General features: G+C 44.0%; 18 protein-coding genes. 12 read left to right on the top strand and 6 right to left on the bottom strand.

Translation table 11 applies throughout. From position 1 onward, the window contains the following. The first annotated feature begins 17 nt into the window (after positions 1-17). Complete coding sequence (locus FS373_RS04310; RefSeq protein WP_152828831.1) at positions 18-917, top strand: LysR family transcriptional regulator; 900 nt, start codon at positions 18-20, stop codon at positions 915-917. A 56-nt stretch (positions 918-973) separates the two neighbouring features. On the opposite strand, the gene FS373_RS04305 is transcribed toward FS373_RS04310, so the two are convergent. Both FS373_RS04305 and FS373_RS04300 read right to left on the bottom strand, forming a co-directional pair. Continuing rightward, a complete protein-coding gene (locus tag FS373_RS04305) occupies positions 974-1,447 on the bottom strand; it encodes a DUF924 family protein (RefSeq protein WP_144047633.1) in 474 nt (157 codons plus the stop codon). Positions 1,448-1,664: 217 nt separating this feature from the next. Next, positions 1,665-2,225, bottom strand: coding sequence for a DUF4136 domain-containing protein (locus tag FS373_RS04300; protein WP_144047634.1), 561 nt, complete (start codon positions 2,223-2,225; stop codon positions 1,665-1,667). Positions 2,226-2,418: 193 nt separating this feature from the next. On the opposite strand from FS373_RS04300, the gene FS373_RS04295 reads away from it, so the two are divergent. The 4 genes from FS373_RS04295 (at position 2,419) to ruvX (ending at position 4,362) form a co-directional block, all read left to right on the top strand. Further along, a complete protein-coding gene (locus FS373_RS04295) occupies positions 2,419-2,736 on the top strand; it encodes a hypothetical protein (RefSeq protein WP_144047635.1) in 318 nt (105 codons plus the stop codon). A gap of 202 nt (positions 2,737-2,938) precedes the next feature. Beyond that, positions 2,939-3,268, top strand: a complete 330-nt coding sequence (yciH, locus tag FS373_RS04290) for a stress response translation initiation inhibitor YciH (protein ID WP_144047636.1) — start codon at positions 2,939-2,941, stop codon at positions 3,266-3,268. Between the two features lie 68 nt (positions 3,269-3,336). After that, positions 3,337-3,897 (top strand): YqgE/AlgH family protein, encoded by a 561-nt coding sequence (locus FS373_RS04285; RefSeq protein WP_144047637.1) that lies wholly within the window; start codon positions 3,337-3,339, stop codon positions 3,895-3,897. Between the two features lie 42 nt (positions 3,898-3,939). Continuing rightward, a complete protein-coding gene (gene ruvX, locus FS373_RS04280; protein WP_144047638.1) occupies positions 3,940-4,362 on the top strand; it encodes a Holliday junction resolvase RuvX in 423 nt (140 codons plus the stop codon). Positions 4,363-4,472: 110 nt separating this feature from the next. Here ruvX and FS373_RS04275 read toward each other — a convergent pair whose 3' ends face one another. The 3 genes from FS373_RS04275 to FS373_RS04265 form a co-directional block, all read right to left on the bottom strand. Then, entirely contained in the window at positions 4,473-5,576 is a 1,104-nt protein-coding gene (locus tag FS373_RS04275; protein ID WP_144047639.1) for a porin, read from the bottom strand. Positions 5,577-5,744: 168 nt separating this feature from the next. Next, positions 5,745-6,857 carry a PilT/PilU family type 4a pilus ATPase gene (locus FS373_RS04270; protein WP_152828830.1) on the bottom strand — a complete coding sequence of 371 codons (1,113 nt, stop codon included), beginning with the start codon at positions 6,855-6,857 and terminating at the stop codon, positions 5,745-5,747. A gap of 23 nt (positions 6,858-6,880) precedes the next feature. Continuing rightward, complete coding sequence (locus tag FS373_RS04265; protein WP_144047640.1) at positions 6,881-7,918, bottom strand: type IV pilus twitching motility protein PilT; 1,038 nt, start codon at positions 7,916-7,918, stop codon at positions 6,881-6,883. Positions 7,919-7,954: 36 nt separating this feature from the next. Here FS373_RS04265 and FS373_RS04260 point away from each other — a divergent pair, with 36 nt between their 5' ends. From FS373_RS04260 to FS373_RS04230, 7 genes are all read left to right on the top strand, one after another. Continuing rightward, positions 7,955-8,650 (top strand): YggS family pyridoxal phosphate-dependent enzyme, encoded by a 696-nt coding sequence (locus FS373_RS04260; RefSeq protein WP_144047641.1) that lies wholly within the window; start codon positions 7,955-7,957, stop codon positions 8,648-8,650. 129 nt (positions 8,651-8,779) lie between these two features. After that, positions 8,780-9,598, top strand: coding sequence for a pyrroline-5-carboxylate reductase (gene proC, locus FS373_RS04255; RefSeq protein ID WP_144047642.1), 819 nt, complete (start codon positions 8,780-8,782; stop codon positions 9,596-9,598). 59 nt (positions 9,599-9,657) lie between these two features. Next, complete coding sequence (locus FS373_RS04250; protein ID WP_144047643.1) at positions 9,658-10,206, top strand: YggT family protein; 549 nt, start codon at positions 9,658-9,660, stop codon at positions 10,204-10,206. A gap of 172 nt (positions 10,207-10,378) precedes the next feature. Beyond that, a complete protein-coding gene (locus FS373_RS04245; RefSeq protein WP_144047644.1) occupies positions 10,379-10,813 on the top strand; it encodes a DUF4426 domain-containing protein in 435 nt (144 codons plus the stop codon). Positions 10,814-10,961: 148 nt separating this feature from the next. Continuing rightward, entirely contained in the window at positions 10,962-11,564 is a 603-nt protein-coding gene (gene rdgB, locus FS373_RS04240; protein WP_152828829.1) for an RdgB/HAM1 family non-canonical purine NTP pyrophosphatase, read from the top strand. 302 nt (positions 11,565-11,866) lie between these two features. After that, positions 11,867-13,003, top strand: a complete 1,137-nt coding sequence (gene hemW, locus FS373_RS04235) for a radical SAM family heme chaperone HemW (protein ID WP_144047646.1) — start codon at positions 11,867-11,869, stop codon at positions 13,001-13,003. Positions 13,004-13,260: 257 nt separating this feature from the next. Next, positions 13,261-15,111 carry a DUF885 domain-containing protein gene (locus FS373_RS04230; protein WP_152828828.1) on the top strand — a complete coding sequence of 617 codons (1,851 nt, stop codon included), beginning with the start codon at positions 13,261-13,263 and terminating at the stop codon, positions 15,109-15,111. Between the two features lie 592 nt (positions 15,112-15,703). Here FS373_RS04230 and FS373_RS04225 read toward each other — a convergent pair. Continuing rightward, positions 15,704-16,645 carry a LysR family transcriptional regulator gene (locus FS373_RS04225; RefSeq protein WP_144047648.1) on the bottom strand — a complete coding sequence of 314 codons (942 nt, stop codon included), beginning with the start codon at positions 16,643-16,645 and terminating at the stop codon, positions 15,704-15,706. Positions 16,646-16,819 lie beyond the last annotated feature (174 nt).

The following is a 16,819-nucleotide window of genomic DNA, read 5'->3' as shown; positions in this document are numbered from 1 at the left end:
CCATCACAAATACTGATATGTTAACACTCGAGCAGCTTTACTCATTCGTAGAAACCGTGGAAACAGGCTCATTTTCGGCCGCGGCCAGGAAACTGGGCAAGGTACAATCTGCGGTAAGTCAAAATATTATGAATATGGAGATCGACAGTGATCAGACACTGTTCGATCGCTCCGGCCGTTACCCTAAGCTGACTGCAGCCGGTGAGGCTCTTTTACCCCAAGCAAACGCAGTCATTGCCCAGCATAGAAGGCTCAACCAACAAGTTGAAGCCTTAAGTGAGGGGCAGCCACAAAAGTTAACCTTGGCACTGGATGAAGGGGTACCCTATAGCCAATTAACCCATTATCTGATCGAATTCACTGAATACTTCCCTCATATACAACTCGAATTTTTGAACGCTTCGAGCCAAGATATCATCCAGCTAGTCAGTGAAAAGCGTGCCGATCTTGGTCTGGTCTTCAGTGAGTTTATCTACCCTGAAAATATCGATTTCGAGTCCATAGGGACTATTGAATTTGAACTATTGATTAGCCCTAATCACCCATTAGCAAGTTCGAAATCTAAACATATGGATCTGCTAAAATTACATAGGCAGTTGATCATAGGTGGCAGAGACAGGGCTCCAAGCAATTATAATCAGCAACATTCACCGGATGTCTGGTATGCGGACAATTACTATGTTTTGCTTGAATTGGCTAAATCTGGATTTGGTTGGGGGCTACTCCCAACCCATCTTGCCCAAGAAGCAATAAATAGCAAACAACTTTGCAAAATTCCTGTAGAGTTTGAAGAGTTGGGTTGGGTGGCTAATATAGATGTCATTCAGCACACAGGCTCAGGTAATGAAGCCTGCACACTGCTACGTCAGCTCTTAAGAAAGATGATGAAATCGGAATCTACAAGTCTCAAAAATTAGAACTAACGATGCCTGCAATATCAATCCACGTCAGCACTTAAGAAAGATGATGAAATCTAGTCTAAAGTAATAGAACTTGCTGACCGACTAGCAGAAGCATGCTCATACCAATTCACCCAAGCGGGCCTATGAATCGATTCGACTTGAGATTGCATCCCTTCGAGGAGGCACAACAAGAGTTGACGGTCTTGGCTATTGCCGGAGTAAAATAGCGGGTCGTAGAAGCAGCGACGCTGAACAGGCTCCAGCTGAGTATCCAGGCCTAATTCGACTCCTTCAATGCATAGAGCTCGAGCCTCTGGATGCAGGTCAATTGCATCTTTATCATTTAAAAGGTGCGCTACAGGTCCCATGAGTAAGATGAGTGACATTCGCCCAGGTGGAGAGCGCTTCCAATCTTCGAGGTCACCCGATTTGACCCTTTGTAACAGAGTAAGCCATTCAGACCGAGTCTGTTGGCAAAGAGACTCAATTTCAACACCTTGTCCCTTAGCGTATTCATCAAACCATTGCTGTAAAAACTGATCCACTTGTACCACTCACTTGGTATCTGCCAGATATGTAGTCAGAGAATAGCAGTCTATTACAAATTGATAAGTTGGACTTTAGTCTAGTAAGAAACACATTTAACAAACCACAAGATTGGTGATGAATTTGGCTAAAAAAAAAGCGCTCCTGCTGGAGCGCCTTCCATCCTGTTCCACAATTAGAACGAGTTAATATATAAAACAGACCACACCAAGAATACTAGTTAGCTTCAGGCTTAGGTGGATAATTTACTAACATCTCAGAGATAGCATGATTAACCACTTCAACACGCTCCTCAGGAGTACTCTGATCACGTATGGTATCGGCAACAGAGCCACGCCAAATAAGCTTTCCGCTTTCACGATTCACCATATCTAAAATCAAGGTACCGACTTCATACTCACGAACCGTAGTCTGAGTATTCATGCTACCGCTATATCCCCATCTAGAGCCATAATATGGGTTATAACCATAATTAGTGTTGAAGGTATCTACGTTGATTTTTTTATCAACTTTAGTCAGGTAATTAACTAACACATCGGCTGTCGCTGCATCGGTAAGGGTTATGCCTTTCGCCGCTAGCTGGCTGTCTACTGCAGCACGAATACGCTGGTCCATCAAACCATCCAGGTGATATGTCGTGTCTTTCGTCTTTTTAACGATCCAGGCATAGGTCTTTACATCGTCAAAATTTGCTGCAGGATCATAATCCGAACTCGTTTTTAGGGTGCTACAGGCACTCAGTGCCAGTGCAACCAAACCAACTATAACCTTCTTCATTTTGACTCCATCAGATATGCATCATGTAAAATTCATTTTATAATTTCAGCTTACATAGCAATTTCATGATCTACAACTCAAATTTAGTCTAATTAGTATATCGTTCAGCTTGACTTAAGATAGAACCTTAATGATAATGATTATCAATTAATTTCTAGTGTGAAATTTTGAATCCTGAGTAATGGAGTCTCTTATGTTTTGGTTTATCGGTGCCTTCTTGATCGCGAGTGCTATCTTTCTTTTTGCTCCCGAACAAGCGTCGGTGCAATCTGAGAAAGTTTCAGCCAGAAAGAGCCAGGGACATATCAGTCTATTTATCTTACCTGTTATCGTATTGGCCTGGATACTCTTTACATTATTAGACGGACATAACGGCAGCTATGGAACGGCGGCAATAGGCTTCGTTTTAACCTCTTGCGCCATTGCTCATTCAAAGTTTCATAAGTTTATTATTCCTTGTGCGTGCCTCACAGCTATATCACTCATCATTGGGGTCGTACTGGCTGCATAACTGGTTTCATAAAAGTCTGTATCCTCCTCAAAAATGTCGAAAATGAGCGAGGCTAGAGTTTGCTAGCCTGCTTAGTTTCAACTATCTCCTAATTCTCTCTTGCTCAGTGCAACTTTCTCTCAGACTTAATAAAGCATAAAGCTCCCATAAAATTATTCAGTTTGTTAAACTCTAATTATCACAAGTTATTTAGTAGTCGCCCATGAGAAAAGATCCAAACGTATCCTTGGTCTACAGCACAGATGTAGGCCGTATATCTCCCGAAGTAGAGCTCAAAGACATCCCAACTGGAGATGGTATCGTGCGTATCCATAAAGACAGTAAAGGGCGTAAAGGCAAAGGTGTTTCTGTCATCAAGGGCCTAGGCTTGAATGAGAAAGAGCTAAAAGCCCTGTCCCAGAAATTAAAGAAACAGTGCGGCTGTGGTGGAACGGTAAAAGAGTTCAATATTGAAGTGCAAACTGACAATAGAGAGCAACTCAAGACTTTGCTGGAAAAACTCAAATATACAGTAAAGCTAGCCGGCGGTTAGCAGGCTATATAGTCCAGATTATCAAGGCTAGTTGCCAGTCTCTATTCCCTTTTCCGTGGAGCCTATTAATGGAAAGTTTACAAAACCACTTCTTAATCGCGATGCCCTCACTCAAAGACACTTTTTTCGAGCGTTCGGTGATCTATCTTTGTGAGCATGATGAGAAGGGCGCTATGGGGATCATGATCAACAGACCCTTAGGCATAGAAGTCGATGAGCTATTGCAGCAGATGGAACTCGATGAGGAGCCTGAACTCGTTTCCTCCCTTGGCGCCCGAGTCCTTATCGGCGGCCCTGTGAATCCCGAAAGAGGCTTTGTCTTACACACACCTCAAGATTTTTGGAACAATAGCCAATCACTGACAGACGAGTTAATGCTAACAACCTCAAGAGATGTGTTATCGGCCTTAGGCAGTAAAGACGCCCCAAAGCAGTTTATCGTCGCCTTAGGTTATGCAGGTTGGAGCCGAGATCAACTGGAGCAAGAACTGGCAGATAATACCTGGCTATCAATTCCTGCAAGTACGGCATTACTCTTCGATGTTAAGCATGAGGAACGTTGGCAAAAAGCGACGGAATCTTTAGGCTTCGATATATGGCAACTGTCTAATCAATCTGGACATGCATAATCCCTCTCTCAACATTTTTTCATTTAAGAGAACAAGTATTTCATGAGTTCAATAACGGTATTAGGCTTTGATTACGGCACTAAAAGCATTGGCATCGCCATAGGTCAATCACTCACAGGCACAGCTAATCCAATCGGTTCAATAAAAGCTGTCGATGGCATTCCTAAGTGGGAAGAGATTGGCATGCTTATCGAAGAATGGCAGCCAGATGTAGTGGTCGTGGGCCTACCTTTAAATATGGATGGCACTGAACAAGAGATAACCCTGAGAGCGAAGAAGTTTGCTAATCGCATCAACGGCAGATTCGGCGTAAAGATTGCGACGCAAGATGAACGCCTGACAACTGCTGATGCCAAGGCCAGACTGTTTGAATTCGGTGGTTTTAAAGCACTGACTAAGGGACAGGTCGATGCCATGTCGGCGGTGTTGATAATAGAAAGTTACTTCGAAAATATGTACGACTAGTGCTTACATCTCTTATTAAAGCTATAAAATGGCAATAAAAACGGCCAGTAAAAATCATCTTCACTGGCCATTTTTTCAAAGCTACGATTCAAAGCCTAGATATTAGACATTTAGAAATAAAGCCCGATATTGATATTCAAACGTGAACTCCATTCGGTCGGCCCTTCCGAGATACCGACTCCAGGTCCATTGATAAACCACATATTGTTACCGGCAATCCAATCGACATAAGAGTAAAACTTACCTGCTGTGATGGCACAACCTGTGACATTCTGCATAGAGTCCTCTAAACCTTCACCCGATGCGAACACCTGACTGAAATCGTTGTAACAATTGAGATTGGTAATAGGTCCCCAATCCACATCTATGCTACGTGATACGTTCAAGGTAAGCACATCGGCCGATGAGGCTATTTCAAAAGGAAAAGCGAAGGCCGATAAGGCGATACGATTGCTATCAGGCATATCGTACTCATAATACATGTACTGAAACTGCCCTTGCCACTTAGCCCAATCGACTTGCCAGTGAAAGGATGCGGCATATCCATCGGTATCTTTACCCGCTACCTGATTATTTGTTGTCGGCAGATAATCTAACTGGGAATATTGTAAAGAAGCGCCAATCTTGTGTTTGGTATTCTCTGTGGTTATGTCTCGCTCTATGCGTGCATTAAGCTGACCCGACTCTTCATAGGGTGACTCATCTGTGATAGCTACATCGAAGGAGTACCTGTCATATCTGGCGCCATCACCGTATTCATCATTGAAGAAGTAGGCAAGATCGAAACGCCAATTTTTATCGTCATATTTCCAGTGTATGCCTGCGTCATAGTCATCTTCAAAACCGAGATAATAGTTGGCACTAAACCAAAATGAGTGGGCACCATAGGGAAGCAAGCCAAAGGGAACCTGAGTCACCCCAATCTGAACACTCTGCTCCTCATTGAAGCTGTATCCCGCATAAGCGTGATGAATGACGTCCATATCTTGATACCAACGATACTGAGCCGAAGCAAACAGGCCATCATCCTTATAGTTGACATCCACACGAAACAGCTCGAACTCCAGCTTAGAATCATTGGCGTAATCTTTCCAGCCATAGTTGACCCGTACGGCTCCCCCCAGATCCAACTCATCGGTCACTTGAACCGCATTAGCCGAAAATGAAACCCAGATACATAAACACCCTATTGCTAATCGTTTAAACACAGCCATGACACTCCTATGTCGTTGACATGAAAACTATTCTCCAAGTTTAATCAGAGAATCCTAATTTCGCTAACTCATATTAAATAAAAGTAAAAAGCCAGAGAATCCCCTCTGACCTTGTTTGATTTTTAGTTGGTGAATTATCGACTAGATGACTTATCGAATAATGAGTCACTAGTCTAAATCTAGTGTCACCCCTTCCATAAAGCCAGAACCCCCTTGTTCTGAACTTTGCAGCTTAATCATCAGCCTTAAATCATTAGGCGAATCTGCATGATGTAAGGCATCGGCATAACTAATCTCTCCCGCGGTATAGAGAGTCAGCAAGGCCTGATCGAAGGTCTGCATTCCCTGCTCATTAGACTTCGCCATAGTCTCCTTGAGTGAATGCAGTTCATTTTTAGCTATCAAGCTACTGATACGGGGTGTATTAATCAAAATCTCGATGGCCGCACGTCGTCCCTTACCATCCATAGTCGGCACCAACTGTTGAGCTACAATTCCCCTTAAGTTCAACGAGAGATCGAATAATAGCTGCTGATGCTTACTCTCCGGCACTAAGTTCATGATACGGTCCAATGCCTGGTTAGCATTGTTTGCATGCAAGGTCGCCATACATAGGTGCCCGGTTTCGGCAAACGCCAGGGCGAATTCCATGGTCTCTTGAGTTCGAATTTCACCGATTAAGATCACATCTGGCGCCTGGCGCAATGAGCTTTTAAGCGCGGCATCGAATGACTCGGTATCTATCCCGACTTCTCGCTGGGTGATGATACAATTGCGATGCTCATGAACAAATTCAACCGGGTCTTCGATAGTCAGAATATGGCCGCGAGAGTTAGCATTACGGTAACCCACCAAAGCAGCCAAGGATGTTGACTTACCTGTGCCAGTTCCACCCACCATGATGATGAGTCCACGTTTGCTCATCACCAGATCTTTGAGGATCACGGGGAGTTTCAGATCATCGACATCGGGGATTTGAGTCTCGATGCGGCGCATAACACAACCCGATGCTTCCCTCTGCCAAAAAGCACTGACACGAAAACGCCCTAAATCCTGCAAGGCAAATGCGAAATTACACTCACGAGTCTGATGAAACTCTTTCTTCTGCTCATCACTCATCAAAGACTCGACAAAATCCAGTGATTGAGCCGGTGAGAATGAAGTTTCGCTCAATGGTGTTAGCTCACCATCGATTTTGGCACTCGGGGGGAAACCCGCAGTGATGAATAGATCCGAAGCCTTGCGATCTATCATAGTTTTTAAGAAAGGACGAACATCCATAATAAAACCTTAACAATTAACCTTTAGAATTGTGTCTGCTTATTAGCACTCTTGTGCTGAGCATCTTCACGACTGATCTGACCGCGGTTGACCAAATTCTGCAGACACTGATCTAATGTCTGCATACCATGTGACATACCTGTCTGAATCGCAGAATACATCTGTGCCACTTTATCCTCACGAATAAGGTTTCTGATCGCTGGAGTCCCCATCATGATCTCATGGGCCGCCACACGTCCTCCACCGATTTTCTTGATCAAGGTCTGTGATATTACTGCCTGTAGCGACTCTGATAGCATGGTCCTAACCATGCCCTTCTCACCTTCGGGGAAAACATCGACCACACGGTCAATGGTTTTTGCCGCAGAGGTGGTATGTAGAGTACCGAATACCAGGTGACCGGTCTCAGCCGCCGTCATCGCCAGCCTGATGGTTTCAAGATCTCGCATCTCACCGACTAAGATCACATCGGGATCTTCACGCAGTGCGCTTCGTAAGGCCGCGTTGAAGCTATGAGTATGACGATGCACCTCACGCTGGTTGATCAGACATTGCTTACTCTGATGTACAAATTCGATTGGGTCTTCGATGGTGAGAATGTGTTCGTGGCGGCTTTCATTAATATAATCAACCATGGCAGCCAGAGTGGTACTCTTTCCCGAGCCTGTTGGACCGGTAACCAAGACTAAGCCACGTGGGAAGCTGGAAATTTTCTTGAAGATCTCCGGTGCGCCAAGCTGCTCCAGACTCAGAATATCGCTGGGAATAGTACGAAATACCGCAGCGGCTCCTCGCGCCTGGTTGAAGGCATTGACACGAAAACGTGCTAAGTTCGGTACCTCGAACGAAAAATCTATCTCTAAATGTTCTTCATAATCTTTACGTTGCTTATCATTCATGATGTCATAGACGAGTCCATGCACCCCTTGATGATCTAAAGCGGGTAAATTGATCTTTCTGACTTCGCCATCTACACGTATCATAGGCGAAACGCCAGCAGAAAGGTGTAGATCGGACGCTTTGTGCTTTACACTAAAGGCAAGTAACTCTGTGATTTCCATAGTATGGGATATCCATTCAATCAAAAAACTTACATCATGACAACAATAGCAGACAGACTGGCTAACGCCCAGCATCGAATCGAACAAGCGGCACAAATTTCATCACGAAATGTCGATGAAATTCAATTACTCGCCGTCAGTAAAACTAAGCCCAATTCAGATATTGTAGCCGCCTATGCTGCCGGCCAAAGACGATTTGGTGAAAACTATGTTCAGGAAGGCGAATCTAAAGTTAATGCGCTGAAACAGAGCTGTCCCGAAATCGAATGGCACTTCATCGGCCCCTTACAATCGAATAAGACTAGAATCATAGCCTGTCACTTCGATTGGATGCACACAGTCTCCCGGGAAAAGATAGCATCCAGACTCAACGAGCAGCGTCCGAAAGAGATGTCTCCCCTGAACATCTGCATCCAAATCAATATCAGTGGCGAAACCAGTAAATCAGGAACGACACCAGAAGCGCTTAAATCCTTGGCAAATAGAATCGATCAGATGCCGAATTTAACCCTCCGGGGTCTGATGGCCATCCCCACTGCGACATTGAATAAAAAGTTACAAAGAGATGAGTTTCAGCAGCTACAAGCTTTATATCTAGAACTCAAATCACTTTATCCTCAAGTGGACACGCTTTCCATGGGAATGAGTAATGATTTAGAACAGGCAATTGAACAAGGCTCAACCATGGTTAGAATTGGTAGTGCAATTTTCGGCGAAAGAGAAAAGCGCTAGATATTAGCCTTGTTTTAACCCTATCAAGCCCAAATATTAGTTTAAACGAACTTATGGCAATGTTTTTGTCACCTGAAATAACGGCCTCAACGAAAAAGGCTGAAGTATAGAGAACTATAGAGAAGTATCATGGCCGAAAAAAAATTGTGCTTTATAGGTGCGGGAAACATGACTCGCAGTATCACGACTGGGCTCGTCAACAACGGCTACCCGGCCTCCTTAATTCATGCAACCAACCCCAGTGCAGCTAAATTAACAGGGTTACAAAAAGCACTGAATATCGCCACATCGCATGATAATTTAGCCGCAGCGAAACAAGCTGATGTTATCGTGCTCAGTGTAAAACCCCATTTCATGCAAGGGGTTTGCGAGCAATTAAGCACTTTAGACCTAACAAATAAACTCATCATAACCATTGCAGCCGGCATTCCGGCCAAGCGTTATGGCGATTATTTTGGACAAGAGATAAAGCTTATTCGTACTATGCCTAATACACCGACTCAAATTGGTGTCGGCATGACGGGCTTATACGCAGGAGATGAGATCTCATCTGAACAGAAAGCGCTCTGTGAACAATTGATGTTGAGTGGCGGTGAAGTCGTTTGGGTTGATAGTGAGTCCGAACTCGACCAAGTCATCGCATTATCCGGCAGTTCACCCGCTTATTTCTTCCTCTTCATGGAAGCGATGATCGACAATGCGAAAGCTTCTGGAATGGATGAACACAAAGCAAGGCAACTCGTTCAACAGGCAGCATTGGGCGCGGCTCAAATGGTCAAACAAAACCCTGAGCTGACGACTGCACAACTTAGAGAAAATGTGACCTCAAAAGGAGGCACTACGGCGCAAGCTATCGCCGCTCTCGAAGCTGGTAATTTAAGGGGCATAGTCAAGCAAGCCATGGATGATTGCGTGGCTCGGGCACAAGAGATGGCCGAGCAATATTAGCCCAGCGTTAAACCGATATTTAACCAAGAATTTTGATTTACTATAAATAGAGAAAATACATGAATGCACTCAGTTTCTTAGTTAGCACAGTCTTCGATCTGTATCTGATGGTTGTGATTATTCGTATCTGGCTTCAACTCGCTAAAGCCGACTTCTACAACCCTTTTAGTCAGTTTATCGTAAAAGCCACACACCCTATCGTTGCCCCTATGCGTCGTGTTTTACCTTCCATGGGTGGTTTTGATACAGCCTCTGTAGTATTGGCTTTTATGGTCGTCGTCGCAAAATTTGTGGTATTGAGTCTCATCGCTGGCGCCGCGATTAATATACCAACAATCTTATTAATAGCTGTGGTTTCAGTATTTAAGCAAGCCGGAGTCTTGCTGTTCTGGATGTTGATTATCCGTGCAATCTTAAGCTGGGTGAGCCAAGGCCATAACCCTATCGAAATGGTTATGGGCCAACTAACCGAGCCACTTCTGTCACCAATTCGCCGTATCCTGCCGCAGATGGGTGGCTTAGATCTCTCTTTATTGGTGGTGATGATCATTCTAAATTTTGTCAATATGCTCCTAGCTCAATATGTGCCTTTTTGGGCTAACGTCTAGGTCATGCTGCTAGCGGTATCTATGCAGCAGGACTCCCTGCTGCTAAACCTTTATATTCACCCAGTTAATTTTGTAAGTTGATAAATCGAACGAAGCGAGTCATGGGCTAAACACCTATACTCAAATATATGATAACCATAACGAGTCAGTCCATTACCGCAGGAGCAGCGTCATGTTTAGAGCTATTTTATCTGTACTCATACTTACCCTTGCCTTCGTTGGCAACGTGTCAGCAGAGCAGAAACAAAAAGTTGGCAATTACGATATTCACTACGTGGCCCTAAGCAGCACATTTTTAACCCCCAGCATAGCTAAATCCTATGGTATCAAACGCAGTAGCTACATTGGCATCATCAATATTTCAGTGTTAGACACTAGCCAAGAAGGCAATCCACCTGTGCCTGTTGAGATCTCAGGTATTGCCAACAACCTACTCGATGCCCGCATAAACCTAAAATTTAGAGAGATCCGCGAAGGAAAAGCTATTTATTATGTCGCCGAAGTCCCTTACCGGGATGATCAAGAGATCAATTTTAAGGTCGCCATAAAATATAACAAGAAACTCAATACCCAATTGAAGTTTAAACAAAAGTTTTATGTCGAGTAACTTTTGAGGTTTATCATTAAGCACAGGAACTAAAAGCAGCGGCTTTTAGTTCCTTACTCCCTCCTTAAATAGCTTCAATATCTGCTATCGTTTCCCCTCCTCCTTAGCTATCATGGCGCCAATTACCCAAACCCCATCAAGGTCTCTAATGGATAAGTTCGTTCTCGCCAGTGGCAACAAAGGCAAGCTCAAAGAGTTTTCTGAAATTTTCTCAGCATATGATGTAGAGGTACTTCCTCAGAGCCAATTCAATGTAGAAGAGGTCCCTGAAACCGGAACAACGTTCGTTGAAAACGCCATCATTAAAGCGCGTCATGCAGCCGAAATCACCGGACTAGCGGCAATTGCCGATGACTCGGGTTTAGAAGTTGATCTTCTCGATGGCGCACCTGGAATCTACTCGGCTAGATACGGCGGAGAGAATGCTGGCGAGAAAGATAATTACATTAAGCTCTTAGACGCACTAAAAACTAATTTAGAAGGCAGGACCGCCCGCTTTCAATGCATCTTGGTTTATATGCGCCACGCAAAAGATCCGACCCCCATTATTGCTCAGGCATCATGGGAAGGAAAAATAGCCTTCGAAGCGGCCGGAGATAACGGTCATGGTTACGATCCTATCTTTATTCCTAATGAGCATAACTGCTCCGCGGCAGAGCTAGATAGCGAAGAGAAGAATCGCCTCAGTCACAGAGGAAAGGCGATGAAGCTATTGATCGATGCCATGAAGCGTAAAGGTATGATTATTTAATGCTAACTCTGCCACCTTTGAGTCTATATATTCATATACTTAGGTTTGATCTAAGCAGAAGTGCCTCAGGTATTACTTCTGCATCTAGTAAGGCTATCCGATGTTAACTCTGCCACCATTAAGCCTGTACATTCGTCTTCCTTGGCTTGTTCTAGACAGAAGTGCCTCAGGTATGACTTCTGCTTATAGTGAGACAACCCTATGCTAACTCTGCCGCCATTAAGCCTGTACATTCGTCTTCCTTGGCTTGTTCTAGACAGAAGTGCCTCAGGTATGACTTCTGCTTATAGTGAGACAACCCTATGCTAACTCTGCCGCCATTAAGCCTGTACATTCATATTCCTTGGTGTGTACAGAAGTGCCCCTATTGTGATTTCAACTCCCATGGTCAGAATGGTGAGCTGCCACAGCAGGAATATGTCGACGCCTTACTTGCCGATCTTAAAAACGATCTTCACTATGTGCAGGGACGCGAGATACACACGATATTTATCGGTGGTGGCACGCCTTCACTGTTCGACGCGGCTCAAATCGAGAGGCTACTCACGGGTGTCAATGAGATGATCCCTTTCAGTGAGCAGATAGAAATAACCATGGAGGCCAACCCTGGTACGTTAGAGCATGACGACTTCGAAGCATATTCTAAAGCCGGTGTTACCCGACTATCTATCGGCGTTCAGAGCTTCTCAACAGACAAGCTGAATCTATTAGGCCGTATACATGGTAAAGATGAGGCTGAAGTCGCGGCGCAGAAGGCCCAGAGCTCAGGTTATCGCAGTTTCAATTTGGATCTGATGCATGGGCTGCCAAATCAAAGTTTCGAAGAAGCTATGGCTGATATCGACACGGCAGCTAAATTGTCTCCGCCTCATCTGTCCTGGTATCAGCTGACCATAGAGCAAAACACCTTGTTTCACTCTAAGCCCCCGCAATTGCCTGATGATGAAGCCCTGTGGCACATCTATGAGCAAGGGCAGAAAAAGTTAGCAGATCTGGGTTACGAGCAGTATGAAATTTCGGCATACGCGAAACCCGGATTTCAGTGCCAACATAATATCAACTATTGGCAGTTTGGCGATTACTTAGGCATTGGCTGTGGTGCTCACGGCAAGGTGACCCTTCTGGAACAGAACCAGATATTACGTACAGTAAAGATAAAACACCCTAAGGGCTATCTAGCGGCCGATGAGTACACCTTCGACACAGTAGAAGTGACAGAAGATGAACGTCCACTGGAATACCTGATGAACCGATTCCGCCTTATGTCCGCAATACCTAAGGCCGAGTTTGAACAAAGAACTGGCTTATCTCATCGGGTGATCGCTCAAGGAATAGAAAAAGCTAAAAGCAAAACTTTATTGATTGAAAACGAGACTCACTGGGAATTAACCGCCAAAGGTAAGATGTTCGTTAACGAACTCTTATCCCAGTTCTGTTAAACAGTTCGAAGGTAACAAACTTCTTGTATCAGGCTTGAGCTAGCAGAGCCTGATACGGCAGCCTTATTTACTCAGGCTTGGTTTGCTGAGAATGCTGCCTAGATCGCTGTAATTTAAAAAACATTCTACTTTTAAGGGTTAACTCTTTGAATTAGCCCTAATTGACACATTTACTAACACTTAGATCAAAACATTAACGATTAGCTTTATTAGGATTAGCGTTACTTTTTAAGAATCCATAAAAATAAGACTAATTCATGCCTATAAAAACTAAAACTAGCTTACTAGCCTTAACATTAGCCAGCCTGATTGGCAGCAGCGCAATAGCAGCCACAACTCAAGTTCCATTACTTAGCCCTAGCGAGCCAGTAGCCTATAAGGCCGAGAGCGAGTCAGAAAAAGCCAATGCACTTTTTGAAGCCATATTCATGGAAAATGTAATGGCCAGCCCTATCTCCCAGACACATTTAGGCATTAAAACCGATTATGGTAAGTGGGACGATCGCGGTGAAGAAACCGATGCCCAAGACTTAGCCCGGTCACAGAAACACCTTAAGCAACTGAGTAAATTAGATCAGAGTAAACTCGATAGCCAAACCAATCTCAGCTACACACTGCTAAAGCAAAAACTCGAACAAGAGGTTAACGATTACCAATGGCGCTATCATAATTATCCTGTGAATCAGATGTATGGTGGCCACTCTATGGTCGCGTCCTTCTTAATCAACCAGCATCAGATCACAGAGATTTCCGACGCAGAGGCTTATATCAGTCGCCTCAATGGCGTGCCTAAATACCTGCAGCAGCTTGAAGACTCTTTAGAAGTTCGAGCGCAAAAAGGCATCATAGCGCCTAAGTTTGTCTTCCCACACGTACTGTCAGACAGTAAAAATATTATCACAGGCCAGCCTTTCGATTCGAGTGAAGATAGTGATAGTGCCCTGTGGGCCGACTTCCAGCGTAAGCTAGCCAGCTTAGACATAGATGAGAATGACAAGAACCAGCTGCTAAGCGATGCTAAGCAAGCATTACTAACGAAAGTTAAGCCAGCGTATGTTCACTTGATCAGTTATATCACTGAACTCGAGACTAAAGCCGATACACGAGACGGTGCGTGGAAGTTCCCTCAAGGCGAAGCCTATTACAACAATGCACTGGCTCGCACTACTACGACTGACATAACAGCAAACCAGATCCATGAACTTGGCATTGCCGAAGTTGCCCGTATCCATGGCGAGATGCGTGACATCATGAAGCAGGTCGGCTTTGAAGGTGACCTGCAAGCCTTCTTTAAATTTATGCGCGAAGACAAGCAGTTCTATTACCCCCCTACAGATGAAGGACGTGAAGCTTACTTAAATGATGCGATTGTACTCATAGACACCATGTCTTCACGACTCGATGAGGTGTTTAACGTCAAACCTAAAGCACCTATGATAGTAAAACGTGTTGAGGCATTCAGAGAAAAATCTGCCGGTAAGGCTTTCTATAACCAGCCTTCACCGGATGGAACCAGACCAGGTACCTATTACGCTAACTTATACGATATGAAGGCCATGCCTAAGTATCAGATGGAAGCCCTCGCTTATCATGAAGGCACCCCGGGTCACCATATGCAGATAGCCATAGCGCAAGAACTTGAAGGGGTCCCTAAGTTCCGTAAGTTTGGTGGCTACACGGCCTATATCGAAGGTTGGGGCCTGTATAGTGAGTACTTCCCAAAAGAGATGGGACTCTATTCAGACCCTTACTCTGATTTTGGTAGACTCGCCATGGAACTATGGCGCTCATGTCGCCTAGTGGTAGACACAGGCATACACGCTAAGAAGTGGACCCGTGAACAGTCTATTGCTTACTATGTCGATAATACCCCCAATGCTAAATCAGACGCAGTTAAGATGGTTGAACGCCATATCGTTATGCCTTCACAAGCCACGGCTTACAAAGTGGGCATGCTGAAAATTCTCGCCTTGAGAGAGAAAGCGAAAAAATCCTTGGGTGATAAATTTGATATACGTGAATTCCACACCTTAGTGCTGCAAAATGGGCCCTTGCCATTAGATATACTCGAAGATCAGATTGATCTTTGGGTGTCTCAGAAAAGCTAATATTATATGAGTGGGCTATTTCAACCTAGTCCACTTTTTCACACACAATAAAAAAGCCACATTGATTAAATGTGGCTTTTTTATTGTGTCGACTCTGTACTGCTTGGCCTAACTTATAGTTAGTCAGTAGCAAGCTTGTAGGGTACAAAGAGACGAATCTCTTTCTAGTTGAAAAGTACCCCAGCAACTAGGCTGGGGTAAACCAAAACTAGGATGATGGTTTTAAGGCTAGCATTGTTTTAGTTGTTAAAGCTCTGCCAGCATCGATTCGGAACTGCAGTAACGCTAATCTGTATAAGTTTAGTAAGAGGGGTCATTCTTAATAAACTTATAAGATTCAGATTATCCCGTATCAAGTGTCACCAATTGTATTGATTTGAGAACAAACCGCAAGAAGAATACGACACGTTCATTAGAGGAGGGTAAATTAACCGAGAGAAATGTCCGACCAGGTAATACGCCAAGCTTTTGATATATAACAAAAAAGCCAACCATTCACAGAGTAGTTGGCTGATAGTTTTAAATTAAGAACAATGTTTCCTGAATACCCAGTAAACTTATTCAGATTTTGAATAAGTTATGACATCAAAAATCACTTTCTTTTCGCGTACAACTCAGTGTAAGGGGCATCCCAATATGGCGGAGAACCAATATGTCCCTTAATGAAATCGATAAAAGCGCTGACCTTAGGCGCCAAATGCTTTCTTCTTGGGTATACGGCTTGAAGGGGAAGATGATGAGTAAGCTGCCAGTCTTGAAGCAGAGGCACTAAGGTCCCCTTCTCAACTTCATCCTCAAGCAGGTAACTGGCGAGATAAACAATTCCAAGCCCACTGACGGCGGCAGATTTTAAAGCGGGTGCATTGTCTACTCTGAAGTTACCCGAGACACCTATCTCACAGTAATCTTCACCCTGCTTAAACTGCCAAACACTATGCTCGTGCCACTCGCCATGATAAACCAAACAGTTATGATCGACTAACTGCTCTGGGCGATCGAGTTGACCATGTTTTTCTATATATGATGGAGAGGCGGCAAGCAAAAACTGACACTTCATTAGAGGTCTGGCAACCATACCTAAGGGCAGTTGCTCTGACATAGTCAAAAGGAGATCTAATCCTTCGCTGACGACATCAACTTTATGATCTAACAAGCTAATTTGTAACTCTAACTCGGGATGAGTATTCATAAACTCGGGCAAGGCGGGAATAATATGCATGGTACCGAATGACTGGGATATCCCAACCTTTAACACACCTCGGGTAGCATCATTTAGATTATGAACACTAGCAATGGCTTGATCAGCATCCCTAAGTAACTCTTCACCTTGTGTGTACAGGAGTTGTCCAGCTTCAGTTAAACTCAGGCTACGAGTTGTGCGTTGAATTAACTGAACTCCCAATTTATGTTCAAGATCGGCTACTTGAGTACTCACTTTGGATTTAGAAATCCCCAACTTTCTTGCCGCGGCACTAAAGCTGCCAGCTCTGGCAACATGAGTAAAAATTGCGATAGGTTCCAATAGTTCTAACATGTAAATCGCCTTAGGGTGTTTACGACACTAATAATACTTACACTAAAGATGAGTAAACTGAATTTACAGAAACAAAAAAGAAACCATTAAAACAGTGACTTACTAAGAGGAAGTACACGGGAGTAGAGTCAAATATATGAACCACTCAATAATTGAGGGTCCGTTTGTTATTAT

The sequence above is a fragment of the Shewanella sp. YLB-07 genome (genome assembly GCF_009377275.1).
Note: the sequence above shows the minus strand (reverse complement) of the source record. Positions and strands in the feature narration are given on the sequence as shown.

Coding starts and splice junctions, on each gene's coding strand:
- FS373_RS04270 (WP_152828830.1), bottom strand. CDS start 6,857: ATGGATGTTCGTCCTTTCTTAAAAACTATGATAGATCGCAAGGCTTCG.
- FS373_RS04300 (WP_144047634.1), bottom strand. CDS start 2,225: ATGAAGAAGGTTATAGTTGGTTTGGTTGCACTGGCACTGAGTGCCTGT.
- FS373_RS04275 (WP_144047639.1), bottom strand. CDS start 5,576: ATGGCTGTGTTTAAACGATTAGCAATAGGGTGTTTATGTATCTGGGTT.
- FS373_RS04260 (WP_144047641.1), top strand. CDS start 7,955: ATGACAACAATAGCAGACAGACTGGCTAACGCCCAGCATCGAATCGAA.
- FS373_RS04250 (WP_144047643.1), top strand. CDS start 9,658: ATGAATGCACTCAGTTTCTTAGTTAGCACAGTCTTCGATCTGTATCTG.
- ruvX (WP_144047638.1), top strand. CDS start 3,940: ATGAGTTCAATAACGGTATTAGGCTTTGATTACGGCACTAAAAGCATT.
- rdgB (WP_152828829.1), top strand. CDS start 10,962: ATGGATAAGTTCGTTCTCGCCAGTGGCAACAAAGGCAAGCTCAAAGAG.
- FS373_RS04285 (WP_144047637.1), top strand. CDS start 3,337: ATGGAAAGTTTACAAAACCACTTCTTAATCGCGATGCCCTCACTCAAA.
- FS373_RS04230 (WP_152828828.1), top strand. CDS start 13,261: ATGCCTATAAAAACTAAAACTAGCTTACTAGCCTTAACATTAGCCAGC.
- proC (WP_144047642.1), top strand. CDS start 8,780: ATGGCCGAAAAAAAATTGTGCTTTATAGGTGCGGGAAACATGACTCGC.
- FS373_RS04310 (WP_152828831.1), top strand. CDS start 18: ATGTTAACACTCGAGCAGCTTTACTCATTCGTAGAAACCGTGGAAACA.
- FS373_RS04295 (WP_144047635.1), top strand. CDS start 2,419: ATGTTTTGGTTTATCGGTGCCTTCTTGATCGCGAGTGCTATCTTTCTT.
- FS373_RS04245 (WP_144047644.1), top strand. CDS start 10,379: ATGTTTAGAGCTATTTTATCTGTACTCATACTTACCCTTGCCTTCGTT.
- FS373_RS04265 (WP_144047640.1), bottom strand. CDS start 7,918: ATGGAAATCACAGAGTTACTTGCCTTTAGTGTAAAGCACAAAGCGTCC.
- hemW (WP_144047646.1), top strand. CDS start 11,867: ATGCTAACTCTGCCGCCATTAAGCCTGTACATTCATATTCCTTGGTGT.
- yciH (WP_144047636.1), top strand. CDS start 2,939: ATGAGAAAAGATCCAAACGTATCCTTGGTCTACAGCACAGATGTAGGC.
- FS373_RS04225 (WP_144047648.1), bottom strand. CDS start 16,645: ATGTTAGAACTATTGGAACCTATCGCAATTTTTACTCATGTTGCCAGA.